General features: G+C 38.7%; 22 protein-coding genes, 2 pseudogenes and 1 riboswitch. Of the genes and pseudogenes, 8 read left to right on the top strand and 16 right to left on the bottom strand.

Annotated features, from left to right (window positions below; genetic code table 11):
- The 4 genes and pseudogenes from J576_RS14440 to J576_RS14425 form a co-directional block, all read left to right on the top strand.
- On the top strand, positions 1 to 307 hold a 307-nt coding region (locus J576_RS14440), incomplete at its 5' end, for an IS5/IS1182 family transposase (protein WP_033855602.1).
- A gap of 176 nt (positions 308 to 483) precedes the next feature.
- Positions 484 to 803: pseudogene (locus J576_RS14435) on the top strand (pyrimidine/purine nucleoside phosphorylase).
- Positions 804 to 1,188: 385 nt separating this feature from the next.
- Positions 1,189 to 3,354, top strand: coding sequence for a TonB-dependent siderophore receptor (locus tag J576_RS14430; RefSeq protein WP_002053584.1), 2,166 nt, complete (start codon positions 1,189 to 1,191; stop codon positions 3,352 to 3,354).
- A 48-nt stretch (positions 3,355 to 3,402) separates the two neighbouring features.
- Positions 3,403 to 4,080: a hypothetical protein gene (locus J576_RS14425; RefSeq protein WP_025467991.1), complete on the top strand. Its 678-nt coding sequence runs from the start codon at positions 3,403 to 3,405 to the stop codon at positions 4,078 to 4,080.
- Between the two features lie 53 nt (positions 4,081 to 4,133).
- On the opposite strand, the gene J576_RS14420 is transcribed toward J576_RS14425, so the two are convergent.
- From J576_RS14420 to J576_RS14405, 4 genes and pseudogenes are all read right to left on the bottom strand, one after another.
- Positions 4,134 to 4,604, bottom strand: a complete 471-nt coding sequence (locus J576_RS14420; RefSeq protein WP_002053605.1) for a Csu type fimbrial protein — start codon at positions 4,602 to 4,604, stop codon at positions 4,134 to 4,136.
- A 424-nt stretch (positions 4,605 to 5,028) separates the two neighbouring features.
- Positions 5,029 to 5,310, bottom strand: a complete 282-nt coding sequence (locus J576_RS14415; protein ID WP_002053587.1) for a YciI family protein — start codon at positions 5,308 to 5,310, stop codon at positions 5,029 to 5,031.
- A gap of 2 nt (positions 5,311 to 5,312) precedes the next feature.
- Positions 5,313 to 5,945 (bottom strand): annotated as a pseudogene (locus J576_RS14410) (FMN-dependent NADH-azoreductase).
- Positions 5,946 to 5,968: 23 nt separating this feature from the next.
- Positions 5,969 to 6,742 (bottom strand): alpha/beta hydrolase, encoded by a 774-nt coding sequence (locus tag J576_RS14405; protein ID WP_002053585.1) that lies wholly within the window; start codon positions 6,740 to 6,742, stop codon positions 5,969 to 5,971.
- Positions 6,743 to 6,858: 116 nt separating this feature from the next.
- On the opposite strand from J576_RS14405, the gene J576_RS14400 reads away from it, so the two are divergent.
- Positions 6,859 to 7,854 (top strand): GlxA family transcriptional regulator, encoded by a 996-nt coding sequence (locus J576_RS14400; protein WP_002053594.1) that lies wholly within the window; start codon positions 6,859 to 6,861, stop codon positions 7,852 to 7,854.
- A gap of 309 nt (positions 7,855 to 8,163) precedes the next feature.
- Positions 8,164 to 8,601, top strand: a complete 438-nt coding sequence (locus J576_RS14395) for a DUF2147 domain-containing protein (protein ID WP_002053597.1) — start codon at positions 8,164 to 8,166, stop codon at positions 8,599 to 8,601.
- Positions 8,602 to 8,693: 92 nt separating this feature from the next.
- Here J576_RS14395 and J576_RS14390 read toward each other — a convergent pair whose 3' ends face one another.
- The 7 genes from J576_RS14390 to J576_RS14360 form a co-directional block, all read right to left on the bottom strand.
- Positions 8,694 to 9,998, bottom strand: a complete 1,305-nt coding sequence (locus J576_RS14390; protein ID WP_002053588.1) for an MFS transporter — start codon at positions 9,996 to 9,998, stop codon at positions 8,694 to 8,696.
- A 169-nt stretch (positions 9,999 to 10,167) separates the two neighbouring features.
- On the bottom strand, positions 10,168 to 10,731 hold the full coding sequence (locus J576_RS14385; protein WP_025467993.1) for a TetR/AcrR family transcriptional regulator: 564 nt from the start codon (positions 10,729 to 10,731) through the stop codon (positions 10,168 to 10,170).
- A gap of 645 nt (positions 10,732 to 11,376) precedes the next feature.
- The gene (locus J576_RS14380) at positions 11,377 to 11,613 is read right to left on the bottom strand and encodes a hypothetical protein (RefSeq protein WP_002051020.1); all 237 of its coding nucleotides are present in this window, start codon (positions 11,611 to 11,613) and stop codon (positions 11,377 to 11,379) included.
- Positions 11,614 to 11,790: 177 nt separating this feature from the next.
- Complete coding sequence (locus J576_RS14375) at positions 11,791 to 12,246, bottom strand: hypothetical protein (RefSeq protein WP_002051070.1); 456 nt, start codon at positions 12,244 to 12,246, stop codon at positions 11,791 to 11,793.
- Between the two features lie 276 nt (positions 12,247 to 12,522).
- Positions 12,523 to 13,896 (bottom strand): putative bifunctional diguanylate cyclase/phosphodiesterase, encoded by a 1,374-nt coding sequence (locus J576_RS14370; RefSeq protein ID WP_031951174.1) that lies wholly within the window; start codon positions 13,894 to 13,896, stop codon positions 12,523 to 12,525.
- A gap of 365 nt (positions 13,897 to 14,261) precedes the next feature.
- Complete coding sequence (locus J576_RS14365; protein ID WP_228128193.1) at positions 14,262 to 15,308, bottom strand: sodium:calcium antiporter; 1,047 nt, start codon at positions 15,306 to 15,308, stop codon at positions 14,262 to 14,264.
- Positions 15,289 to 15,466, bottom strand: a riboswitch (yybP-ykoY riboswitch). Its footprint overlaps the gene before it by 20 nt.
- 61 nt (positions 15,467 to 15,527) lie before the next feature.
- Positions 15,528 to 16,721 carry an MFS transporter gene (locus J576_RS14360; protein WP_002051038.1) on the bottom strand — a complete coding sequence of 398 codons (1,194 nt, stop codon included), beginning with the start codon at positions 16,719 to 16,721 and terminating at the stop codon, positions 15,528 to 15,530.
- A 102-nt stretch (positions 16,722 to 16,823) separates the two neighbouring features.
- Between J576_RS14360 and J576_RS14355 the strand changes: the two genes are divergently transcribed.
- A complete protein-coding gene (locus tag J576_RS14355) occupies positions 16,824 to 17,735 on the top strand; it encodes a LysR family transcriptional regulator (protein WP_002051057.1) in 912 nt (303 codons plus the stop codon).
- Between the two features lie 156 nt (positions 17,736 to 17,891).
- Here J576_RS14355 and J576_RS14350 read toward each other — a convergent pair whose 3' ends face one another.
- From J576_RS14350 to J576_RS14330, 5 genes are read right to left on the bottom strand one after another with little or no spacing between them, the layout of a single operon-like run.
- Complete coding sequence (locus tag J576_RS14350; protein ID WP_002051068.1) at positions 17,892 to 19,715, bottom strand: acyl-CoA dehydrogenase; 1,824 nt, start codon at positions 19,713 to 19,715, stop codon at positions 17,892 to 17,894.
- A gap of 13 nt (positions 19,716 to 19,728) precedes the next feature.
- Positions 19,729 to 20,184 (bottom strand): MaoC family dehydratase, encoded by a 456-nt coding sequence (locus tag J576_RS14345; protein ID WP_002051036.1) that lies wholly within the window; start codon positions 20,182 to 20,184, stop codon positions 19,729 to 19,731.
- Position 20,185: 1 nt separating this feature from the next.
- Positions 20,186 to 21,094, bottom strand: a complete 909-nt coding sequence (locus tag J576_RS14340; protein WP_002051041.1) for an SDR family NAD(P)-dependent oxidoreductase — start codon at positions 21,092 to 21,094, stop codon at positions 20,186 to 20,188.
- Between the two features lie 47 nt (positions 21,095 to 21,141).
- Positions 21,142 to 21,897 (bottom strand): SDR family NAD(P)-dependent oxidoreductase, encoded by a 756-nt coding sequence (locus J576_RS14335; RefSeq protein ID WP_002051054.1) that lies wholly within the window; start codon positions 21,895 to 21,897, stop codon positions 21,142 to 21,144.
- A gap of 12 nt (positions 21,898 to 21,909) precedes the next feature.
- On the bottom strand, positions 21,910 to 22,674 hold the full coding sequence (locus J576_RS14330) for an SDR family oxidoreductase (protein ID WP_002051051.1): 765 nt from the start codon (positions 22,672 to 22,674) through the stop codon (positions 21,910 to 21,912).
- Between the two features lie 502 nt (positions 22,675 to 23,176).
- Here J576_RS14330 and mutS point away from each other — a divergent pair.
- Positions 23,177 to 25,822 (top strand): DNA mismatch repair protein MutS, encoded by a 2,646-nt coding sequence (mutS, locus tag J576_RS14325; RefSeq protein WP_002051043.1) that lies wholly within the window; start codon positions 23,177 to 23,179, stop codon positions 25,820 to 25,822.
- Positions 25,823 to 25,853: the final 31 nt, after the last annotated feature.

Genomic DNA, 25,853 nt, shown 5'->3' with positions numbered 1-25,853 from the left:
TAGGCAAGCGCATGCGGTGATTCCACCTAGAAAAAATGCGAAACCATGGAAAGATACAAAGATCAGCTCGCTAGAGCGAAATGAATTACTTCGAACAGTTAAACGTTTAGGCAGCACACTATGGAAAAAATGGTCAGGCTATCATCGGCGAAGTTTGGTTGAAACTAAGATGCATTGCATCAAGTTATTAGGCGATAAACTCAGTGCTAGGAATTTTGACAGCCAAGTGAATGAGATCCATGCACGCGTAGCCGTATTAAATAAATTTACAGAATTAGGCAGACCTCATACCCAAGTTGTAACCTAAATTTTAGCAACTTAGGAAAACTCTGCCGTCAAAGGCTTTATGCAACAAAGCCCCTTATATTCGAAATGCATTTATTTCTAGTGTCCATCTAACAATCTATTTTTAAAGCTTGAAAGTTGAGATGAGCTTTTATTATTATCTTGTACATATTCGGTACAATAAAAGAGACAAGAAAAATGCCAAATCAATTTGATGCTGTTTCTATAAAAAAAAAGCGAATGTTCATTACGAGGGACACTCCATTAGTCATGTTATTGAACTTGAAGATGGTACAAAAAAGACCTTAGGGGTGATTCTTCCAACAGAAAAAGCTTTAACTTTTAAAACCCACGTTTCGGAACGCATTGAGATCATTTCGGGTAAATGCAGTGTTCAAATTGGCGATGATCCGGAGACTAAAATCTATTCAAGTGGTGAATCTTTTAAGGTTCCAGAAAATAGTAAATTTAAAATTATTACAGATGAAGTGATTGATTACGTCTGCCATTTAGAATGAATCAACATTATAAAGTTATACCTTTCATAGGATGTGGTTTTTCTATGAACCTTCCTATCTTTTTCAAAAATTAGGCAAGATGAAGTTTAAATTTTCAGTACCTAAGTATTGTTACGATTATCTATAAGCTTCCACCACCATCCACATTGAGAACTTGGCCGGTAATAAAACCTGCATGATCTGACAGTAAAAAGATAATCTAATTAAAAAGTTAAATTATTATTAATTTTTCCCACCCCTTTATTCACTCCAAACCATTGCAAATGAGTCTCATTTATATATACTTTACTCACTTTTTTTGAGTCTAGTCAGCACTCTTGTTTGTTCGCTTGAATAGTCGCTCTTTTTTAGCCTTTCACGATTTTTATATCACTTAGGTATACTTATGTTTGCTTTCTCCCCGCGTAAAAATTTAATTACTGTTGAAATTTTAAAACATAGTAGCCCCTTACTCTTATCCCTCATTCCAATGATGTCTTGGGCAGAAACAAGCGCGATTCAACCGGCACAACTAGAAACGATTAAGGTTCAGGCTGAAGCAGACTCAAGTTATATCGCAACACAAACGGCGTCGACGCTAAGAGGCAAACAAAAAAATCTAGAAAGCCCGCAAACTGTAAACGTTGTATCGAAGCAATACATGAAAGATTATTTACCTGCGAACTTGGACAATGCACTGACCCAAGTCAGCGGCATTACGCAGGGTAATACTTTAGGGGGTACACAAGACACCGTAATGAAACGCGGCTTTGGTGATAACCGTGACGGTTCAATTACCGTAAATGGTATGCCAATTGTGCAAGGCCGAACCATGAATGCGGCCGTTGAACAAGTTGAAGTCTTAAAAGGTCCATCTTCATTGTTCTATGGCATTATGGACCCGGGTGGTGTGGTCAATGTCATTACAAAGAAACCTGAGACGACTCAGAAAAGTGAACTTTCCGTTTACGGCTCAAGCTTTGCAGCAGGTAAAAATGGTTTAGGTGCAAGCATAGATACTACGGGTGCAATTGGTGACAGTAACTTTGCTTATCGCTTTATTGCCGATCATTCTGACGCCGACTATTGGCGTAATTTTGGTAATCTCAAACAGACTTTAATTGCTCCGTCTGTAGCATGGGATAATGGTCAAACTAAAGTGAACCTGAGTTATCAATATCGTCACTTTGATGTACCTTTTGACCGTTCTACCGTTTTTGACCCGAAAACCAACAAAGCCCTACCGATCTCTAAATACCAACGTCTAGATGAAGCGTTTAACCAAATGAAAGGCGAAGATCATTTGGCGCAGTTGTTAATTGACCACCAAATTAATGATAACTGGTCAGCTCACTTTGGTTATACCTACAACTACGAAACTTATGATGCCAACCAGTTACGTGTACTTTCATTAGATACTGCTAATCACACGGTGACACGCCGTACCGATGCGACTTTAAATGCACAAAGCGTAGATAGTAATGCTCAAGCCTATATCAATGGTTCAACCAATCTGTTTGGTTTAAAGCATGATATTCAATTCGGTTCAGACATCGAATACCGTAAGTATTTCCGTCCAGATATGGTTCGTGGCAATACCTCAACTTTAGATTATTTAAATCCAAGTTTTGGAACTGTTGAGCCATCTCAAAACGTTGTTGCATCAGATAGTGATCAAACCGATAAACTGCATACCTATGGTTTTTATGTACAAGATGCAATTCACCTAAATGAAAAATGGATTGCAGTGCTTGGTGGACGTTACCTGAACTACCAGCAAACTGCTGGCCGTGGCAGACCGTTTAAAGAAAACACCAACACCAATGATGATGCTTGGCTTCCACATGCAGGTTTAGTTTATAAATGGAATGACCAGCTTTCATTCTATGGTAGTTATACCGAGTCACTTAAGCCGAATTCTACAATTGCTCCATTAGGTGATGCGGTTATTAACTCTGATGTACAACCGGAACAAGCCAAGTCTTATGAAGTGGGTGCAAAATATGAGCTAAATGACCGTATTAAAGCCAACGTTGCATTCTACGACATTAAAAAACGTAATGTTTTAGTAGCAATCACTAAACCTGGTCAAGAAACGGAATTACGTACTACCGGAGCAGTTCGTTCTAAAGGTGCTGAACTCGACCTGACAGGACGTGTGACCGATCAGCTTGATGCGACCCTTACCTATGCCTATACAGATGCTAAAGTTACTAAGGATGAAACTGGCCTTGAAGGCAATCGCTTAAATAATGTAGCGAAAAATACTGCATCTTTGGCACTAGCGTATAACTATGGCGAACTTTACAACGGTAATTTACGTTTTGGTATAAGCGGTAATTATGTTGGCAAACGAGCTGGAGACGTAAAAAACACCTTTGACCTACCTGACTATACCCTTGCCAATGCTTTTGTCAGTTATGACACGACCATTGCCAAACAAGCAGTTACGTTCCAATTTAATTTAAATAATATCTTTGACAAAACCTACTACACAGCCAGTGTAAATAATTTGGCCGTGTCTCAAGGTGATTCTCGCCAAGCGGTATTACGTGCAACCTTTAAATTTTAAAACATGGGATTAGAGCAGTGCCTAAATCGCTGCTCTTTTGAAATCAATATGAAAAAGCTTCTTTCTATCGTAGTGTTGATTGGCACATTGTTTAGCTCTGCTGTTTATGCTCAAACGCGAATTGCCTTGATCTCTCAAGTTAAAGGTGCCTCGGCGAGTACAGATATTGCCATTCAAAAATACTTGCAAAGCAAGGGCTATCAAGTTGAGGTGTTAGATCAATCTGTTTCACCAAACAGTTTAAAGAACACAGATTTAGTCATTATCTCTTCTACTGTTGCTTCTAAAAACCTTCAATCTGGTTGGCGTCAACTTCCCCTTCCAATCATGACATGGGAAAACGACTACCTTGATGATTTGGCTATGACCGGTAAACGTATTAATACCGATTTTGGCGAAGTCGAGAAAGAACGTTATTTGTGGCTAGTCAATGCACCGCATCCCCTCTCTGCACAGCTTCCTGCTGGAACTCGCAATGTATATAAGGCTCAAGCGCCTATGAGTTGGGGCAAGCCCGGTTTAGGTGCCACCATTATTGCAACGATTTATGGTCAACCTGAAAAAGTAGCCATTTGGGGATATGAGAAAGGTGCAACAATGGATTATGAATCTTTAGCGCCTGCAAAGCGTCTTATGTTCTTCCTTAACAATGACACCTTTACCAATCTATCTGACGATGGTTTAAAGCTGTTTGATTCCTCAATTCAATGGCTTACCCATAAATAAAACCATTTATGATGCAGCTCTCAAGGTTTTTATAACACTTTGCCGAGCTGCAATTAATAAACAACATTCACACGTACCCAATCCTCATACTTTGTAGCCTGAACATTGGTACTTGATGTAATTACCCCATGTATAGGAATATTTTCTTTCATTCCCGTTGCAATACCTGAGTGTATTTTACTTCCTGCCCCGCCCCAAATTTGAGTATGTCCAGCATCCTGATACAACACATATGCCACAGATGCTGTGCTTGCAGCAGACTTAAGCTCAAAGTTATTGTCTGAGGTGACGGCGACTTGATACGGTGTATTTTTGCTGCATTGGACAGAGACATCGGTTCTTGTGGCTGAAACTGGCTGCGCACGTACAACTGTACCAAAATCTAGATTTCCTTGGGTTGAAACTTCGCAAGTGTCTACAATGGTTAAACTCACTTTTAATGAGGTAGATGCATTTCCAGCATGTGCGCTATTTATTATCAGCATTCCCATAAGGGAAAATAAGGCGTACTTAATGACTTTCATTTCTTCTCCTTATCTTTTTTTGTTCTATTTTCTACTCATCTTTATATTGTCATTATTCTGTTTTACTAAAGAAACAGTTTCAGGGTCATTAAGTTATAAAACTTAATATCGCCTACTGTCAATCGATAATAATCACATGATTTTCATATTATTCTTATAATTTGTGATGAATTAAACGTAATTTATTTAGTTTAAAAATTATTCGATGTTTTTATTTTTCTTAAGTCATCTTTTCCCCTCCACCAGATGAGGGATAAAGCTATTTGATACATGCATTCAATAGATACTAAAAAATTAAAATTATTCTTTGGTGCAGCCTAACAAAGTTTAATCTATCGTGTCTTATTAAGCTGTATTTGTAAAAATTGTCTTAAGTTAATAATTTATTTATCAAATAGATAAATAAATTATTAACTTAAGACAATCAGAATAGAAAATTTTTATTTTTAATGATGGAAGGTAATTTCTTTACTTCAATTCCGACCAAATCAAATTCAACAAATGGATCACGCTTAAGAACATCTTGAAGATGGTCTTCATTAACGATTGTACTTAAAATAAAACCAGCGTTTTCATTCTCGATGGGTCCAGCCAAGATGAAATGACCCAAATCAATATTTTCCTTCAACCATGCTTTGTGACTTTCAAGATGATTACGAATGATCTCACCAGAAACTTTATAAGTTAACGTAATACATGAAAGCATAATCACTCTTCTCTTTTACTTAAGTTGTTACTTACTTCATCAATACTCGACAAAGCTTTTTGAATTTCAATATCTTTAATGGCTGGGGCTTTTGATGTTCCCTCTGCTCTAACAAAGTAAATATCTTTAATGCCTAAAAAATTGAAAAAAGCTGTGATGTATTTTTCTTGGAAGTCCATATGAGAGAGAGGCTCTTTTGAATAGAATCCTCCTCTTGCTGATAAAATTACTACTTTACGCCCCTCTGATAAGCCTACAGGGCCATTTTCCGTATATTTAAATGTTTTCCCAACCTATGCAATTCGGTCAAACCACGCTTTTAACTGAGTGGGAATAGAAAAGTTATACATAGGGGCTGAGATTATAATGAGTTCACTATTTAAGAACTCGGCAACCAACTCATCGGAAAGCTGATGTTCCTTAACTACATTTTCATCAGAAATATTTATATTTAAGTTTCTAAAACCTGCTGCGATTTCTCCTGTTAAATGATTTATAGGGTCTTTAACAATATCTCTATAAGTAATTTCATTTTGATGATCTGCTTTATTCAACCGTTCTATAAAACTAGCTGCCAGTTTTCGAGATATAGATTGTTCGCCAAGAATACTCGAATCAATATGTAAAATTTTCATAAATATCGCCTAATAAGGAATTACTATTTAAAACTTTTAGCTGCTTTATCAATAAGTTTGGAAACTTGATCTGGATGAGAAATCAGAGATAAATGACTAGAGTTAACTCGGATTACACTGGAGTGAGTCTGTTTAGAAATCAATTCCTGTGTTCGCGGACTCAATGCATTATCGTGAGTTGTCATGAGATACCACGTAGGCTTTACACGCCACGCAGCTTCAGAAATTTTTTGCGTGAATGCTTTAGCAGAGATAGGCTGTTGAACAGATGCAAGTAATTTAGCTTGCTTTTCCGATATATCGTTGGCCATTACATGTTGAAACGTTTTAGCGTCATCTAACCAAATCAAACCATTTTTATCAGGCTCCATCCCTTCCATTGGAGACTTTAAGCGCGTAAGTAAATCAGATGCCGATTCATTACTATCTGGTACTAACGCTGATAAATAAACTATGCCTTTCACATTTGATGCATTACCTGCTTCTGTTACAACCACGCCACCCCAAGAATGACCAACAAGAAGTACATCACCTTTTTGTCTTTCTAAAACTTTTTTTGTTGCATCAACATCTGCATCTAAAGAAGTTAATGGGTTTTGAACGGAAGTAACATGGTATCCAAGCGATTGCAATCGACTTGAAACTGCATTCCAACTCGACCCATCAGCAAAAGCACCATGCACTAAAACAATATTTTTAACTGCTGCATGAGCATTTTGAATTACAAATGGAGATAGCGTTAATGCAGATAGAATTAAACGGTAAGTTAAATTTTTAACTTTATTATTTTTCATCATCATTCATTCCTATAACTATTCAACTTTTTAAAAGTATAGTAGGTTTGAATTTATGGGATAGATGTCTTATAAGACAACATTCATGTAAAATCAGCCAAATTATATAAGTTCATCTTATGAAAATCTTAATCTATGTGCCTCAGTTTTGTATTTATTCAGCCATAGCTGGAATTAATGATATTTTCTGGATTGCTAACAATATTATAAAAAGTAAAAACTTATTGAATTTAAAAAACTTAAGTGAGATTAATGAGTTTAAAGTTGAGCTCGTAAGTATTGATGGTAAGCCTGTCGTAAATGCACAAAATAAAATGATAGATGTAGATCTTTCGATAGAAGAAGCAATAAATAGTGATTTAATTATCGTACCGGGAATGATGCTGAGCGATGAGCAAACTCCTATTATGCCTTCAGAATATAAAGCAGTATTAGAGTGGCTTCAAAACGAAAATATCAAAAAAACAATTATATGTGGCGTTTGTGCTGGAACCTTCGTACTTGGAGATGCAGGCTTATTAAATAGGAAGAACTATGCAACCACATGGTGGTTGTATCATACCTTTCAAAAAAGATTTCCCCATGGGAAATTAAGTTGGGGCAAAACCTTCGAAAAAGATAAAAATATTATTACAACTGGTGGTCCGCTCTCTTGGATTGAACTCGTACTTTATATTGTTAGTCAATTTGCAGGACCAGAAGTCGCTAAAGCAACCTCAGATTTAGCAGTTGCAGGAGCACAGCCCGTATCTCAGCAAATATATGTGCCTGAAGGTTTTACGAGTTCAGTTGATCCTTTGCTCATGAAAATTGAAGAGTTTGTTAAATATACTAATCCGAATATTTCACTTGAAGAACTAGCAGAAAAATTAAATATAAGCGAAAGAACGCTTTATAGAAAAGTTAAGAAATTAACGAATGAAAGTCCCAAAGATTTAATTACTCGATTTAAAATAGAAAAAGCATGTTATTTATTAGAAAACAATAGCTTATCTATTAAGACAATCGCACAAAATTGTGGCTACAGTGAAGATACTGCTTTTAGGAAAGCTTTTACAAAGATCTTAAATATGAATCCATTAGAATATAGAAAATATATTAAAAATAGAGTTTGAAAGAATTGAATAACTGAAAGGAATATCATTCTAAATCATCTTTTCTACTTATAATGCAAAGGATTTCTAAGTCTACATTCCTACTTCATAATAAATACTCCCCAACAACAACTTCCAAAAACCGAATAATTCTGTCCATTATCGCAATTGCATAAAAAAAGGCATTAAAATAATATAAGCTCCGATATAATATAACTTTACATATTGTTTAGCTTATAGATTGAATACTAAGAAAACTGTGAAGTTAAATTTAAAATGAATAATTCTAGCGACTAAAATCATCCACTTTTAAATCGAGAATCCATTGATATGAAAAAATATTTATTATTAATTTTACTTAGCTTTTATTCGATTCATTCCTTTGCTTCGGACAAACTTAATGGCACTGTTTGGAAAACAATTGATGATGAAACCCATCAACCTAGAGCACTAGTCAGATTTAGCGAAGACAAAAACGGTCTTCTCTCTGCGAATATTGAAAAAATCCTTGTTCCAAGCGAAGCCAACAAATGTACGATGTGTGAAGGTACTTATAAAAACAAATCTTTAATTGGTTTAACCATTGTCAAAAATTTAAAAAATGTTGGTCAAAACAAATATGACAAAGGGTCTATTCTTGACCCACAGTCAGACACAACCTATCGCTTTAGCGTAACTTTATCACCAGATGGCGAAAAACTTACTGCGCGTGGCTATATTGGTATTTCTGCAATTGGTCGAAACCAAACATGGTACCGAGTTAAATAATTCATAAAGTAGCTTTTGACCAACGCCCTGTAGCTACTCACCGATCATAAATACGGTCTATATGTGATGTAAAAATTATGTAGTAGACAGTGTTATGATCGGTATTTAGCCTGAATGATCAGTGTGATAATCACGAATAACGAAGGTATTGCAGCAATCACAAATAAATGGGTAATGACCAAAAATTGAGAGAGATACCCACCAAATAACGGCCCAATAACCGAACCCAAACGGGCAATTCCGATACTCCAACCCACCCCTGTAGTACGAAGTGAAACTGGGTAATAACTGGCAGAAAGAGCATTAATGGCAGGTTGTCCACCAACAATGGCAAAGCCAGCAATAAATATAATAATAAACAATAAAAAGATATGACTAACAGCATAGCCAATTAAAGCAACACTAATTACTGCGACCAAAAAAACAGGAATTAATACTTTATAAAATCCAGTCTTATCAATTTTAAGGCCCATCACCACACTACCAATCGTACCGCCTAATTGTAGGGTGGATCCGATCATTAATGCCTGATTCAATGAAAGTCCTGACTCTTTGGCCAAAGTCGGTAGCCAGTTCGACAGGAAATAAAGGCTGATCATGTTTAAAATACTGATGATCCAGATGGAATAGGTAAAAAATGCACGCTTATTTTTAAACAACTCTAACGGCGACTTTTTAACCTCAACTTCAGTGTTATTAATGATTTTTATTTCTGAATTAAACGTTAATGCGGGATAAAACTTCTTTAACCAAAACAAAATTTTAGGAGTGTTTTTGTTGTCTTCACTCAAAAAATATAAAGACTCTGGCATTTTAAAGAATGTAATAAAGAAAATAATTAAAGGGATAATTCCGCCAAAATAAAAAATCGACTGCCAACCGCCCCAAGGAACCAATAAGGCTGATATACCGCCCCCTAGCATTGCCCCAACCGTATAGCCACAAGATATAACCATCATGGTAAAAATACGAGATTTATATGGAACAATTTCGGAGCTATAAGCCATCACATTTGGCATGATACCGCCTAAAAAAACTCCTGTAATAAAGCGAATTACGGTCAATTGCTCGATATTGCCTACATGTGGTGTTAACAACATTAATATCGAGAACATAAAGGTCGAGATGAGCAGTATGGGACGGCGGCCAAACCGATCAGAAAGTGAACTTAATAAAAATGATCCGACAAATAAACCAAATAAGCTTGCGCTAAACACAACGCCGAGCATGGTTTTTTGAACGCCCCACTCTTCTATAATCATTGGAGCAGCGTAAGCCATGGACTGAATGTCATAACCATCCATAATCATCAGCAATAAACAGGTGACCAAAATAAATTTTTGATAACGCCCAACTTTCTGCTGATTGATCAAATCACTTAATGCAACTTCTTTCATGGTATTCCCTTCTCCATGACGCGCTTTAAATTAATTCCATTTTTACGATATACGTAATCGATTTACGATTAGCGTAAATAAAATAACACACCTCATCTCACGGCGTCTATGGTCTGCTCATCTCATAACAATCAAGCAAACCATATTCCCCTTTATTTAAATAACTTGTTTACTTCAAACAAATAGGTTTAAAAAAGCAGTCCATCGCCATATCCCTGTTTTCCACACTATCTGTACTTAAAAACTCAAACATTAAGCCATCTATTAAGTTTAAAACCATGTCGGCCTCGGGTTTTAATACACTCATTTCTAAGCTAAAAATCAGTTCAAAAATTTCACAGGTCAGCCATTTTCTATACTCAACTGCCATACGGTAAGCCTGCGGGTAAGTCACTTTAATTTCAAAAAAAGCCTTAAGTAATAAGTGGTACAGGCTGTTAGAGTTAACATGTAAAACTACGATTTCTTTGAGCTTATCAATGGGCGTGCGGTAATGGCTTGAGTAAATAATGGCGAGTACTTCTTCTTTGAGTAAACTTTTTTGAAAGGCGATACACATTTCAATCAGCCCTTCTTTTGAACGAAAATAGTTATATAGCGTCGCCTTGGGTACTTCGCACTGTTTTGCAATCAGGTCTACACCTGCTGTATGAAACCCATAGGCTGTAAATAGACCAATAGCCGTTCGAATAATGTGTAGTTTTTTGGAAGAGATTTCTAAATAATTTGGCATAGTTTTACCGTTATAAATTCTTGTTGTTTCTAAACGAGATACTTTTTTGGGAGAAAAAAGGCATAGCAAAGCCGTAAAGACTGTGCTTGGCACATCTCAAGTTCTTTTGTTGCTAAGTTTTAAGTAAAAATGACTTACGGCCTGAAAACCTGAGGGCGCTCAAGCTGCTTTAATTTTTAAGCTGTGTCGTTATAGCTTTTGGCATGGGCTGCCAAGAAATAATGGATGTGCAAAGCCAACTCCTTTTTATTGGGAGTTCTGCCAGACATTAAAATTATGGTGGCAGAACGAGAAAGGGTTGACAGACTGGTAGGACTCCAGCACACACGAATGTGTCCCTCTCCCGTCCTACCGCTACGGGAGGGAACGAGAAGTACACATAGAACTATCCCTCAGAAAGGAATAAATCTGATGCGGTCCTAAGTGGTCTGTCAAAACCACCTGGCAATGTAGGCCAGTCCAGAAAGGATATTATCCGAGACTCTTGCCGTCAAGCACACAAAATGACATTTGCTTTAAAATAACGCATTAAAAAGTAAGGATAAATAATGAATAAGATATTGTTAAATTGGAGTTTATAAAGTGGTGAGATCAAGCCATAAAAAATCCCGCAGCCTATTGCGGGATTTTTTGTAGTGAGTTGAATTACATATGACCACGTCCGTGGCTATGCATATCAGACCCATGATCGCCATGGGCTTTATTATGATAGTAGCCCTTACCATGATGATTACCACGATAAGCATAAGCTTTACCATAATGACTGCCGTGATAAGCATGTCCATAACCATGATGTGAGCCGTGGTAAGCGTGGCCTTTTGCAAAGGTTGGAGAAGAAAGCGCGATGACTAATGCGGCGAAAATATACTTAATGTACTTCATAATAAATTCCTTTTTATTGTAGTACTGGAATTTAAAGTAATACATAAATGTATAACACGTATCAATAGATGATCTGTACTGGAGTGTAAAGTTTACTAAGCAAAAATAGGCTTACTTATTCGTTTTTAACCCAATAAAAAACCGCGATTAGACGGTTTTTATAAATACACTCAACCATTACTTTTTCACAGTTTTGGTAAATGCTTCTGAATTAAAATAGTCGGTAATTTCTTCGCCCTTATTCAAAACCTTTTCCTTTGGAACAGTTAAAAAATCTAGTTCTGATTCGAGGCTAATAAATTCAGGAATATATCTCTTAATTGGTGGTGGCGCTTTGGGCCCACCTTCCGTAATTTTTTCAACAAATCCAGCTAGCCATAAAATATATTCGTCTTCCATACTATGGTGTGGAATAAGGCTAACATCTATTTTTACTTTACATTCACTTAAGGGTTTTGTTAAAGCTTCTTCGAAATCAATGTAGTTATACTTTAATTTGAATATACTCCCCGTGATCTCTTTACGTATAAAAATCATTAAATTATTAAGATTTTCAATAGTGTCATCTGAAAAAAGCTCAACTTCTTTAACTTTCCTATACACACTTTCTGCAATAGCTAAGTATTGTGGCATTAAGGTTTTTTCCTTATCTTTGAAGCCGTATTAGGTGTCTTTCAAAGTAAGTATGCTTCAAGTTATATTTCAACTTGTAATCTTATGTAACAACAAGTAACTATTGTTAATTATTTATTAAAATTAAGTTAATAAATGACCATTTTTTGTTTTGCTTTAAGCTTTTTTTAATTTTGTAATATAAAAAAGCTCATATAACATTGGATTGCATGACTTTTATCATTAATAAAATAATATACCTTTATCTTCTATACTTTCTATTAATTAATTTTTCAACTACTTATGAAAATATGGCAACTGTTTAATAAAGTCATTTAAAGGCATTGGACAACCCCATAAATAGCCTTGAAATTCAGTACAGCCATTACTTTTAAAAGCGTTAAATTGTTCAGTCGTTTCTATTCCTTCTACAAGCACACGAAGGTTTAAGTCTAAACCGATTTTAATAATACCTGTGACCAGTTTGTTGCTACGCTTATCATCCAAAGCAGCTTGTACAAAACTTCGATCAATCTTGATTTGACTCATAGGCATTTTTTGTAAATAGCTTAAAGATGAATACCCTGTACCAAAATCATCAAGTGAAAGCTGAATGCCATGTCTAGACAAGAAATTCATTTTTTCGATCATGCTTGCACAATTATTTAAGGCAATATTTTCAGTAATTTCTAAAATGAGCCGAGATGGATTTATGTCATATTTTTGAACCATACCTATCACGGTTTGCTCAAAAAGCGGCTGCATAAAATGATCGGCGCTAATATTAATTGAAAGTGTAAGATCTTTAGTTTCTTCTTTTTTGCTCCAGTCTTGCAAAACTTTGCAGGCTTCAACTAATACCCATTCTCCTATCTCTGGCATTAACCCAAACGTTTGTGCTGCCGGAATAAAGTCTTGAGTAGGTATATATCCTAAAGTTGGATGGTGCCATCTTAACAGGGCTTCAGCACCTATTAGCGTTTCAGATGAATTGATTTGCGGTTGATAAAAAAGTTCAAACTGTTCTTTAGCAAGTGCCGAACGTAAGTCATGTACCATGCTATTTTCGATTTGTATCTCTAATTGCATGGTATAAATTGATATACAAATCATGAGAGTAGCCACACCAGTTGCAATCCACCCACCATGATTACGGATATCATCCGACAAAGCTACTGCGCTATTAAGCGTAAAAGAGGTACCACTAAAAAATATAAAACACCCAATCGACAATAAAATTAAAATGATTTGTAAAAAGCTTGGGTCTCTGCGGTAATTTAAATACCCCAATATTGCTCCGGCTGGTAAAAACAAGTGAGCGACTTGAGGGCGATGAGGTGTAGCAATATCAAAAAATAAGCAAAAGATGACCGGAAAAACCAGTAAAACCATTTGCGATAAAAGTATGCCCGCTGAAATCCGGTTTATATAAATGAGAAAAAGACTAAATATAGAAATTAATGTGAAAGTAATATCTATGTAAACAATGAGCCATAGGTTTGCAAATGCAAAATAAATGGTCCAAAACAAACAAAAAATAATACAAATGAAGATATTGGCTTTGGCTGCAATTGTAAGCTGTTGGTCCTTTACAGTACGGTAATTTTTTTTGCGTTTTTTAAAGTAAGACGAAGCTATCATAAATAAATCAACCGTAAAATATTTCTTCAAAGACCCCCAACTTGGTCATTGATACTCCATTTCAATGTTTACCAATAAAGCGTAATATTTTCGTCCTTTATTATTTGTAATCATTATTTTGATATTAGGTATTATTCTATCGTAGTAGTAAAGCCTATTAGGTCACTTGAACGATACTGCTTTTTAAACACCTTATAATTTTAAAGTATCATGATCTAACGATACATGCCTCTGCGACTTAGGTACAGTCCCTAACTCGTGAAAAATTAGGCGAATTCTAAAGAATTTTCTGTATTGTCATCTTTATCACCCACCGTGAGCGCATAAGCCGACCTGCCATATAGGCATAAAAATAGCTGGATCGGCTGCAAAACCGTCCAGCTCATAAATGTGTATTAGAGATAAATCACAACAAGAATTGCAAAAACACCGTACAGCGCACTGACTGCAACCAATGATCGATCATCGACTGCACCACGGCGGAATAAATTCCACAGGAACACAATGGCTAGTGCAGTAATAATGCCAGATGCTAATAGCAATGTATCAAAGCGCCACGGCGTAAAGAAAATACCTAGTGCACTTGGTATGGTGGCCTGAATCATCATGGCACCAGAAATATTTGCTAAAGCCAAACGCTCTTTACCTTGGCGCACCCAAATCAACGCATTCATAATTTCGGGTAATTCAGTCGCAACCGGACTAAGCAACAAAGCAACCAGATGCGGTGGCCAACTTAATGCTGTACCAATCGCTTCAAGCTGAGCAACGAAAGTATGTGAAGCGATACTAATTACTACTAAAGCCAGCAGTACTTGCAGACCAGCCCACCCTAGGGATGGTTCGGCGGTATTTGGACGAAACTTGAGAGGTTCAAGTTCTTCTTCATCGGCAGATGTGTCAGCTTCCTTAATCTCACGCCAAACATAAGCTGCATAAGCTGCTAAAAATAGCACGCCTAACCACGGCTTAATGGCAAATGCGACTAAACCAAGTGCTACTTTTAAAACAAAGATGACAAGAAAAGAAACTTGGTCTCGGCTTAAACGGGCGTAATCAACTTGTACTTTATGTGAAGTTCGAGCTAACTTTTTACGATGAAGAATTAATACCAGACCGACTACGGCATAACCTAAAGTCGCTAGAACCAATGGGCCACCCATTGCAGCTCCAACACCAAGATCTTTTTGCTCTGGGGTATTACCAAATACGACCGCCATGAAAGTGACTGCACTTTCAGGTAAGGCTGTACCGAAAGCTGCGAGTACGGAACCTACTGCAGTTGCGCCAAGATTAAGGCGCTTACCGAACCATTCGATACCATTGACGAAATATTCACAAGCGAGATAAATCGCTGCAGCGGACACAAAGAATAAGATAAAAGTGAGGAGCATAGGAATAGTTCCAGCCGGGCGAATAAGAAACCATTGGCGCGTCAACACGCCTCGCCCGACTAGCAAAGCACGTTGCGGCCAAAGGTCTCGCCTAGCTCATACTGTATATACAGTGGCTGAACACGCCATGAGATACTCATCTCAAGTTTGTTGACGTGGTCTTCCTAGCTGGGTACTAGGAATGGCTACTCCCCAATGACAATGGGTGAAGTTTACCAGTGATTTAAACGTAACTCTACAGAGATAGTCAGACAAAACCACAAGAGCTTATAAAAAGACATGAAAACGTTTAGCCAGTTTCTTTTGCAGAACAATCACGAGAATTGGGAACCCTGCTGCTGAAATTGCACATATCGCCAGTAACGTATTTACACTTTGTGGCGTCATACCCTGATCAGGCAATAAAAAAGCAGATAAGAAAAATGCAACGGTTGTCATCAAATACATGATGGATGTCTGTAATGAAGAGAATCCAGCTCGTTGTTGGTCGTTAGGAAACTGAATCGTAAGCACTGAACATGACACCAAACGGCTGTAAGATGTACCGAGAAATAAACCAATAAATAACGCTGCATGCTGATAGCCTAGCATTGGTATTAGCAAACTCAGTATAAAGACAATGGTTGAAGCTATAGCCAACACTAAAGCAGAAAAACGGGAGGTTAATGCCCCTGTAATTTTTGTAAATAGGAAACCTATAACACCTCCACTGAAAAAAAGCCAAGGCAATAGATTTTGTGAAGCACCCAACTTCTGAATCATTAAGGGTGCCAAAATAGGAATAATCAGCATAGGACTAAACTGTACGAGTGCATTAGCAGAGGCGAACAGTACAGTATCTGCATCTAAAGGCAGCGCACGAAGCTTATCTAAATAGACTTGGTCTTTGGGTATAATGGATACAATTAATGGCAATGCCAACACACACAATGCACTTATGAGCCACAAAGCCACATGCCATCCATAGTGAGTGCATACAAATAATATGGTGGGCATTCCGACAATACTTACTATTGAAAATGATGCAATCACCGTCGCTAACATTTTCCCCCGTAAATTAGGCGGTGCGTTGTTTATTAATATACTTATACCCACTCCCATTGTGGTACCGCCGACCAACCCTGCACAAAATCGAAGTGCAAGTAGCAGACTAAAACTGGATGTGCAGGTAGTCAAAAATGTGAGTAGACCTAGTAACGCCATATTAATAATTAAAAACCGCTTTTTATTGAAATGATCAATCCAGTAAAAAGCAATAATTCCCGAAAGAACGGCGCCAAGCGTATACATCCCTGACACATAACCTGAGAATGATACTGGCACTGCGAAATCTGTCGCCATAAAAACAAAAATAGGATTGAACACCATATATTCCAGTGCATTCGTGAACTGAACGAAAGCAATTACAGTGGCTATCCGCATGAGGACTTTATAATTAAACGTCTGTGTGGCTAGGGACATCGCAGTAACCTATAGATAAAAGATGTCCGAGTTTAACTGCTATCAATAGTATTGATTATATGGTAGAAATGGCTTTTATTATTATCAAATATGGGACAATTAATGCGTCCGGCTCTGGATTTTAATACCCTGAAAGTATTCATTGCTGTGGTTGAAAAAGAAAGTTTTGTTGGGGCATCGAAACTGCTTGAAATGCCAACATCAAACGTGAGTCGCTGCATTTCTCAATTAGAAGAAAAACTCGATCTTCAGCTCATTGAGCGTAGTACTCGACATATGAAACTCACTCAGGCAGGGCAGCTACTCTATACCAGAGCAAAGCCATTACTCGAAGCGCTTGAGCAAACTGAGACAGAGTTAACGTTGCGTCAAATGCAGCTTAAAGGTCCATTACGAATTTGTATTCCAAATGAAATAGGCCCTGCACTGCTAGGTTCTGTGATTGCAGAATTCGCCTGTCAGTATCCAGACTTAGAAATCAGCTGTGTCACAAATTTGTCGGGTTTTGAATCTCTACGAGATGATCTGGATTTAGCGATTATTATTAGCCGCGGTCAGATGGATAACAGTGACTACATCGCTCGTCATCTAGTGACTATCCCTTGCACGATTGTTGCAGCCCCTTCTCTCATTCAGCGTTATGGCACCCCTACTCGTATCGAGCAATTTGAAGAGTTACCCTGTATTACAACAGTCAGTGCACTCAAAGGTGCTCCTTGGCAATTTGTCAATAAAAAGGGGGAATTCGAGGCCATTAAGGTTAAAGGACATTATCGAGTAAACAGCGGAGAGATGGCAGGACAAGCTGCTGTAGCAGGTATCGGTTTTGCAATTCTATCAAAACAAACTTGCCAACCCTACATTAGCGACGGACGGCTAGTCGAGATTGAGTTTGAACAAAAGGCAGCCCCTTTGCAGTTATTCTCACTGTATTCAAATCGCCGTTACTTACCCACTAAAACAAGAGCGCTCATTGATTTCATACATCAAAAATTGAGTCATATTTCTTTATAAAATTGGGCTTTCCACAAACAAGTCCAAACCAATATATTTCACTATATGGCTTTGAGTTTGTTTATCTAATACTGTTATACCAAAGTTATTAAAAATCATAACTTCATTACGCTTATGGTCAGCGTAATGAAGTATAAATGAGATTAATTTTGGTGATTAAAACCAAGCTTCCTGCATATTTAATGGCGTAGTTTCAATTGGATCAAGAACAGCGAGCCAACTGTAAATTTTAGGCATTTCCCAACCAAAAAAATAATCACAGGCAGCTAACTTGCCATTTAAAAAATCTGTTGCTGATGAAGTGGCTAGATTTTCATGAAGGGTTATTGCCTGATCTAGCCATAACCAACCAACCACTAAATGTCCAAATGCTTCTAAATAATTGGCAGCGTTTGCCAATTGCATATCCATATCTTTAATGGCATGTAATGCTGCCGTTACCTCCTGAACCCGTTGCCAAGTCTGAGCAAGAGTATTGGCATGGCGCTGTAATGCTGCTATTGACTGAGCTTGAGCAATTGTTCCTGTGATTTTTTCATTCAAAACGTGCATCGCCAGACCATCGTTGATCCGTGTTTTGCGTCCGAGTAAATCCATCGCCTGAATGCCAAATGTACCTTCATGAATTGGATTGAGTCGGTTGTCCCGATAGAACTGCTCTACATTGTATTCACGGGTATAACCATATCCTCCATGTACTTGAATGGCTAAATCATTGGCCACGAGTCCCCATTCTGATGACCAGCTTTTTACCACAGGGGTAAGTAAATCGAGGAGTAGTTGTGCCTTTTTCTGTTGCTCGCTATCTTCAAGAGAGTGAATATCATCTGTTAATTTTGCAGCATACAAACAAAGTGCAAGTGCTCCAGAGGCATATGATTTTTGTGCCAAGAGCATACGGCGCACATCTGCGTGTTGGATAATTGGAATTTGTGAAGAACTCGGATCACGTTCACTACGAGAGCGACCTTGTAAACGGTTTTTTGCATAGTCCAGTGCATGCAAATAACCTGTATATCCCAAGGCGGCTGCACCCAGACCAACTGAAATTCGGGCCTCATTCATCATATGGAACATATAAGAAAGCCCTTTGCCAGCTTCACCCACAAGCTCACCAATAGCGCCTGCTTCTCCTTCTGGTGTATAACGACCTTCACCAAAATTTAATACACAGTTGACGGTACCACGGTAGCCCATTTTATGGTTGATTCCAGCCAAAGCGACATCATTGCGCTCACCTATATTTCCCTGCTCATCAACTAATTTTCGAGGTACGGTAAATAGCGAAATGCCTTGAACGCCAGCAGGTAACTTCCCTTGTTCATCTGGAATTTTGGCTAGAACCAAATGCACAATATTGCCTGAAATATCGTGCTCACCACCTGAAATCCACATTTTATTGCCAAATAAACGATAACGTCCGTCGGCTGTTGGCACTGCACGTGTCCGAATATCTCCCAAACTAGATCCGGCCTGTGGTTCAGATAAGCACATCGTACCAAAGCAGTCACCTGCAATCATGGCATCAATATATGGCTTTACTTTTTTAGGATCTCCATGAGCCATCAATAAGTTTGCATTACCAATCGTTAAAAAAGCGTAGCCTGTCGTACCCGGATTTGCACCCATCAGGTAAGCCATACCTGCCCGTTCAATGGTATTGGGTAAACTCATTCCGTTCCATTCAGTAGAAAAAGCTGTGCTCATCAAACCTGCATCTGCAAAGGCTTTTAAGGCGACACTTACCTCTGGATTAACAGTTACACGCTCACCATCAAAGCTAGGTTCATGGCTATCATTTTTTTTATTGTGGGGTGCAAAAAGATCAGTTGCCAAGTCTTCATATACATTCAATACTGCCGCATAATCACTACGCTCTTGCCCTGCAAAACGAGGACGCTGATTGAGTGCTTCAATGTTAAGCCAATCAAACAGTAAGAAATCGACATCCTGTCGAGAAAGAATCATTTCATTATTCACACGGTTCTCCCAATTAAAAATTCATCAGCGTTAACCATTCGGCAACGAGCGCTGGTTTGGGGTGGTTTTCAATTTCAACTGTTACACCTAAGGTCAACTGATAGCTTCCCGCTCTTTTTTCTATGATTTGTTTTAAGCTAAATCTTCCTCTTACACGATGTCCACTCGGTACTGGGCTTAGAAAGCGTAAATTATTCATGCCATAGTTTACCGATGAGGTTTGTCCCTCTACAGAGGGCAATACTTCTGCCGCCATGGCCGATAGTAAAGATAAAGTCAAAAAACCATGAGCAATCGTGCCCCCAAATGGAGTTTGCTTGGCTTTTTCGGTATCAATATGGATGAATTGCCAATCTCGCGTAACATCCGCAAAAGCATTAATCATGGTTTGGTCAATGGTCAACCAATTAGAGACACCTAGTTCTTTATCTTGCAAGTCAAACAGTTGCTCAATCGTCACTATGCTCATGTTAGTCCCCGCTTAAACCCGCTTTTTGCAACTCTAAATTGCCTTGCGCTGCGCCCATCGTAGGAACGATTTCATTGGTACGATCACTAAGCTCACTTAAATGCTGTACCAAGCTATGCGCTACCTCATCGCCAGTTCCTAAATGAATGCCTTGGGTCAAGGTAATATGTGCAGCTTCAAAACTTCCGGCCCCTGCACAAATAATCATTTTATTAGGGGCTTCTTCGCTGACTAATACAGCAATCGCTGGACTAACTGCACTTGGTGCAAGTGCTTCGAGTGAGGTTTCTGGTAACAAGCCTTCCAGCATTCGGGTTGCTGCTGTTGGAGCAATACAATTGACTCGAATGTTATATTTTTCACCTTCTAAGCCTAATGTTTGCATTAATCCTACTAAAGCCATTTTTGCAGCACTATAGTTAGACTGACCAAAGTTTCCGTATAAACCCGATGATGATGTGGTCATGACAATACGACCATATTTCTGCTCGCGCATGATTTCCCAAACTGCTTTAGTGCAGTTCACAGCACCCATCAAATGCACATCGATCACTAGCCGAAAATCTTCCAACGTCATTTTGCTAAAGGTTTTATCACGCAAAATGCCCGCATTATTGACTAAAATATCAATGCGTCCCCAACGGGCCATAGTGTCATCGACCATACGCTGGACTTGCTCAGCATCGGTGACTGAAGCACCATTGGCGATCGCCTCACCACCGGCTGCAATGATTTCATCAACCACTTTCTGTGCAGCTGAAGTTGATCCGCCATTGCCATGTACATCACTGCCTAAATCATTGACTACAACTTTTGCGCCTAAACGAGCCAGTAATAGCGCATGCTCACGTCCTAAGCCTGCACCGGCACCTGTAACTATTGCAACACGGTTGGTTAAATTGATTGTCATAGTTTTTTCCTAAATAGATTTATTAATATTTTGTTCTTAATAAGTATTTAATAAGCCGTAACACCACCATCAATTGCAATGGCTTGACCTGTGAGATATGAATTTTCTTTAGCGCACATCATCAGCATCATTGCAACAACTTCACTCGGATGGGCAAGACGCTTCATCGGAGAAGCCTGTGCCAGAAAGTCTTGTTTTGCGTTCAGTTCACTGTCGAGCACCATCGGTGTAGTGGTATAAAATGGACAAATTGCATTGACCCGAATCCCTTTATTTGCATATTCCACTGCTGCTGTTTTGGTTAAACCCACGACTGCATGTTTTGCTGCCGAATAAGCTGCCAGTTTTGGAGCTGCACCTAAACCTGCAATAGAAGCAACATTTAGAATAACGCCACCACCTTGTTGTAGCATTTGCCGAATTTGATGCTTCATTCCAAAAAATACGCCTTTGGCATTTACAGCAAAACTCAAGTCCAGATCTGCCTCATTGGTATCAATAAAGCTTTTCATTGGCGGACTCATACCCGCATTATTTATACTGACATCAATTCTACCGAAATGATCCACCGCACTTTGTACCAATGCCTGTACTTCTGCTTCAAGACTAACATCACAAGCCTGCGAAATTACTTGTATACCCGCTTGTTGTAACGGTTCAACCACTGCATTCAGCCCTGCGATATTGCGATCTCCCAAGACTAATTTTGCTCCGTGTTCTGCCAGTTGCTGGGCCAGTAGTGCACCAAATCCACTCGCCGCGCCTGTGATTAAGACCACTTGATCTGAATACTGATCGTACATTGCTACCCGCCCTTAAATGGTTAAACCACCATCAACCACAATACATTCACCATTGGTATAACTTGCTGCATCAGAGACAAGATATAAAACCGTTCCAGCCATTTCACGTGGCTCCGCATGACGGCGTAATGGGATTTCTTGCAACCAACGGTTATATACCTCTTCATTGCTAAATAGGGCGCCAGCAAATTTGGTTTTTGTTAGACCTGGGAGTATGGCATTAACACGAATCCCTAAAGGACCGCATTCTTTGGCAAACGCTTTCGTCATATTCACCACGGCTGCTTTGGTAATTGAATAAATAGCTTGGCGATCGCCTGGTTGTAATGCATTCACAGAAGCGGTGTTCACAATCGCACCGCTGCCTTGAGCTCGCATCAGCTTTCCAGCTTCAATCGACATAAAGAAATAACCACGAATATTGACCTCAACCGTTTTGTTATATGCCGCAAGGTCTGTATCAAGGATGTGGCCATAGTAAGGGTTTGCTGCAGCATTATTGACTAGAATATCCAAACGCCCATGCTTAGAACGGATATGATCAAAAATAGCCGTAATATCCTCCATTGAACCCACATGACATGCAAACGCTTCTGCCTTGCCACCTGCCTGAATAATTTGATCGGCAACCGCTTGGCAATCATCAATTTTTCTACTCGAGACAATGACATGTGCGCCATACTCAGCTAAAAGTTTTGCAATTTCTTCACCAATCCCACGACTTGCACCAGTTATTAATGCGATTTTTCCTGTTAAATCAAATAAATTGGTTGGCATATTTTTACTCCTGAGCTTGGTCTATTTTACTGTTGGGCTTTTAAATTCTTGTGTTTGCCTATCAGTTTTGGAAACGAGTTTTTATTTGCTATCGAACATATAAGATTGCTGGTACGACGTTTATAAACATACCCAACCTATAACAATGAATAAAATGAATTATTTGAATATTCAACTATGCATAAAATTAATATGTATGTTTCTTCTCTCTTATAAGGTTAAAGTTATATTCAAGAAAATTGTCTTTTAAGCTTAAGTTTTGTTTTCAACACATCTTTACAATGTTCAATTATTTCAATAGTTCACTACTCTTTTTTTCAATAACTCAAATTTGTTACCATTGCACCGCTGGAATGGTCTGAAAACACTTTATACTAGGGATGCTGGTTCTAAAGTTCATCCAGTTATTGTACTTTTCTTGAATTACATTCATTTTTTAAAAACTTGAAATTGGCTCATTAGCCAAAAGTAAATTTTTCGTTTTTTTAAGGGTTTTTTACGCATGAATAGCGCTGAAATCATGGCTGATCTCTCTAACCACACTCCAATGATGCAGCAATATCTCAAAGTCAAAAAAGACTATCAACATGCGTTGCTGTTTTATCGTATGGGCGACTTTTACGAACTGTTCTTTGAAGACGCTCATTTAGCAGCCAAACTTTTAGGAATTACCCTAACCCATCGTGGTAAAGCAAATGGCAACCCAATTCCAATGGCGGGCGTTCCCTACCATTCAGCCGAAGGTTATCTGGCACGTTTGGTAAAAGCAGGTCGCACTGTAGCCATTTGTGAACAAGTGGGTGAAGTCACAGGCAAAGGTCCTGTTGAGCGTAAAGTTGTTCGTATTCTTACCCCTGGTACATTAACTGACGATGCCCTACTCACAAGTTATCAGTCTTCTAACCTTGTGGCGCTATGCATCCATCAAAACCAGATCGGTTTTGCTTTACTCGACTTAAGTGCGGGTATTTTTAAAGTTCAACAACAAGACTACAAACCGGAACAACTTCCAATTGAACTGGCACGCCTCATGCCAAGTGAAATTTTAATTGATGAAGATCTGGTTGACCCAAATATTATCGAACAAATTAAAAAGCATTTAGATTGCCCAGTAACCAAGCGCCCAAATGTCGATTTTAATTTAAACAATGCACAAAAAACCTTATGTGACCAGTTCTCTGTATCGACGCTTTCTGGTTTTGGTTTAGACCCGTTACCTTTGGCTAAAGCTGCTGCTGCGGCTTTAATTCACTATGCCAAAGAAACCCAAAAAACGGCGTTACCACATATTCGTTCAATTCTTTTAGAACAAAGCACTGACTTTATTGCGCTCGACCCAATCACGCGCCGTAATTTAGAAATTATTGAACCTTTGTTTGAACACGGCACATCATTATTCCAACTGGTGAACGATTGCCAAACGGCAATGGGTGGCCGTTTACTCAGCCGTACACTCATGCAACCTGTCCGTGATACCGCGTTGCTTGATGCCCGTTTAGATGCAATTGAACAGTTAATTCAGGGCTACCATGAAAGTCCGGTTCGTTTAGTGCTTAAAGAAATTGGTGATATCGAACGTGTTCTTAGCCGTGTTGCGCTTGGTAGCGCGCGACCACGTGACTTAGTTCAGCTTCGTCACGCTTGTGCACAAATTCCATTTTTAAGAAATGCTTTAGCACCTGTTGTACAAGCGAAGAAATCCAAGTTATTGGGACAGCTTGATCAAGAACTAGGTGATTTTAAATCGTTACACCAGCATTTAATGGCAGCCATTGTTGAAAACCCACCGGTATTACTTCGTGATGGCAATGTAATTGCAGAAGGTTACGATGCCGAACTCGATGAATTACGCCAAATTCGTGATCATGCAGGCCAATTCCTTATTGATTTAGAAATAAAAGAACGTGAACGTACCGGCATCAATACCTTAAAAATCGGTTATAACCGTGTGAGTGGTTACTACATTGAACTCACTCGCGCTCAAGCTGAACAAGCCCCTGCCGATTATATTCGCCGTCAAACATTAAAAAATGCCGAGCGTTACATTACGCCTGAACTAAAAAGCTTTGAAGATAAAGTTTTATCAAGTGAGTCTCGTGCATTAGCACGTGAAAAAGCGTTATTTGAAGCTTTACTTGAAAACCTTCGTGAAAATATTGCTCACCTACAAATGATGAGTTCAGCAATCGCACAAATTGATGTAATTGCAAACTTTGCTCATCAAGCGCGTTTAAACAACTGGGCACGCCCTGAATTTACACCAGAAACGGGTATCAAAATTCAAGGTGGCCGTCACCCTGTGGTTGAAGCATTAAGTAAAGCGCCCTTTACACCAAATGATACGTTCCTTGATGCCCAGCACCGTATGGCAATTATTACCGGTCCAAACATGGGCGGTAAGTCTACCTTTATGCGTCAAACCGCATTAATCAGTTTGCTTGCTTACTGCGGTAGTTACGTTCCGGCACGAGCTGCCAAACTTGGCCCAATCGACCGTATTTTTACCCGTATCGGTTCAGCCGATGACTTATCGGCAGGCAAATCGACCTTTATGGTTGAGATGACTGAAACTTCACAAATCTTGCACCATGCAACGAATCAGTCTTTGGTGTTAATGGATGAAGTTGGCCGCGGAACGAGTACCTACGATGGTCTTTCTTTAGCTTGGGCTTGCGTGGTTGACTTAACGAAGCGTGTTAAATGTCTGTGCTTATTTGCAACTCACTATTTCGAATTGACAGAGTTAGGGAGTGAAGCAGGTATTGATAACTACCACGTTACTGCCCAAGAGTTAAATGGCAACCTGATTTTATTGCATAAAGTTCAACAAGGACCTGCAAGCCAAAGTCATGGTTTACAAGTTGCGAAATTAGCGGGTATTCCTGCTAATGTCATTAAAGAAGCTCAAAAGCGTTTACGTATTTTAGAGAAGCAACAACAGCAACACTTACAAACCAGTGTACAAGATGATTTGTTTGCAACTTTAGATTCGGAAGCTAAAACCAATACTCAAGTCATAGAGAAAGTGATTGAAATCGAAGTGCCTTCACCTGCCCTAGACTTACTTAAGCAAATTGAAGTCGACAACTTGACACCTCGCCAAGCACTTGAACAACTTTACGAGCTAAAAGCTGCGCTTAAATCATAATTATTGATTGAGCAAACATGTCTATGGGCAT

This window comes from Acinetobacter sp. 766875, from assembly GCF_000582055.1.
Taxonomy (GTDB): Bacteria; Pseudomonadota; Gammaproteobacteria; order Pseudomonadales; family Moraxellaceae; genus Acinetobacter; species Acinetobacter nosocomialis.
Note: the sequence above shows the minus strand (reverse complement) of the source record. Positions and strands in the feature narration are given on the sequence as shown.

Coding starts and splice junctions, on each gene's coding strand:
- J576_RS14415 (WP_002053587.1), bottom strand. CDS start 5,310: ATGCTTTCATGTATTACGTTAACTTATAAAGTTTCTGGTGAGATCATT.
- J576_RS14400 (WP_002053594.1), top strand. CDS start 6,859: ATGAAAATCTTAATCTATGTGCCTCAGTTTTGTATTTATTCAGCCATA.
- J576_RS14425 (WP_025467991.1), top strand. CDS start 3,403: ATGAAAAAGCTTCTTTCTATCGTAGTGTTGATTGGCACATTGTTTAGC.
- J576_RS14335 (WP_002051054.1), bottom strand. CDS start 21,897: ATGTACGATCAGTATTCAGATCAAGTGGTCTTAATCACAGGCGCGGCG.
- J576_RS14390 (WP_002053588.1), bottom strand. CDS start 9,998: ATGAAAGAAGTTGCATTAAGTGATTTGATCAATCAGCAGAAAGTTGGG.
- J576_RS14340 (WP_002051041.1), bottom strand. CDS start 21,094: ATGACAATCAATTTAACCAACCGTGTTGCAATAGTTACAGGTGCCGGT.
- J576_RS14360 (WP_002051038.1), bottom strand. CDS start 16,721: ATGTCCCTAGCCACACAGACGTTTAATTATAAAGTCCTCATGCGGATA.
- J576_RS14405 (WP_002053585.1), bottom strand. CDS start 6,742: ATGATGAAAAATAATAAAGTTAAAAATTTAACTTACCGTTTAATTCTA.
- J576_RS14385 (WP_025467993.1), bottom strand. CDS start 10,731: ATGCCAAATTATTTAGAAATCTCTTCCAAAAAACTACACATTATTCGA.
- mutS (WP_002051043.1), top strand. CDS start 23,177: ATGAATAGCGCTGAAATCATGGCTGATCTCTCTAACCACACTCCAATG.
- J576_RS14355 (WP_002051057.1), top strand. CDS start 16,824: ATGCGTCCGGCTCTGGATTTTAATACCCTGAAAGTATTCATTGCTGTG.
- J576_RS14420 (WP_002053605.1), bottom strand. CDS start 4,604: ATGAAAGTCATTAAGTACGCCTTATTTTCCCTTATGGGAATGCTGATA.
- J576_RS14380 (WP_002051020.1), bottom strand. CDS start 11,613: ATGAAGTACATTAAGTATATTTTCGCCGCATTAGTCATCGCGCTTTCT.
- J576_RS14375 (WP_002051070.1), bottom strand. CDS start 12,246: ATGCCACAATACTTAGCTATTGCAGAAAGTGTGTATAGGAAAGTTAAA.
- J576_RS14345 (WP_002051036.1), bottom strand. CDS start 20,184: ATGAGCATAGTGACGATTGAGCAACTGTTTGACTTGCAAGATAAAGAA.
- J576_RS14395 (WP_002053597.1), top strand. CDS start 8,164: ATGAAAAAATATTTATTATTAATTTTACTTAGCTTTTATTCGATTCAT.
- J576_RS14330 (WP_002051051.1), bottom strand. CDS start 22,674: ATGCCAACCAATTTATTTGATTTAACAGGAAAAATCGCATTAATAACT.
- J576_RS14430 (WP_002053584.1), top strand. CDS start 1,189: ATGTTTGCTTTCTCCCCGCGTAAAAATTTAATTACTGTTGAAATTTTA.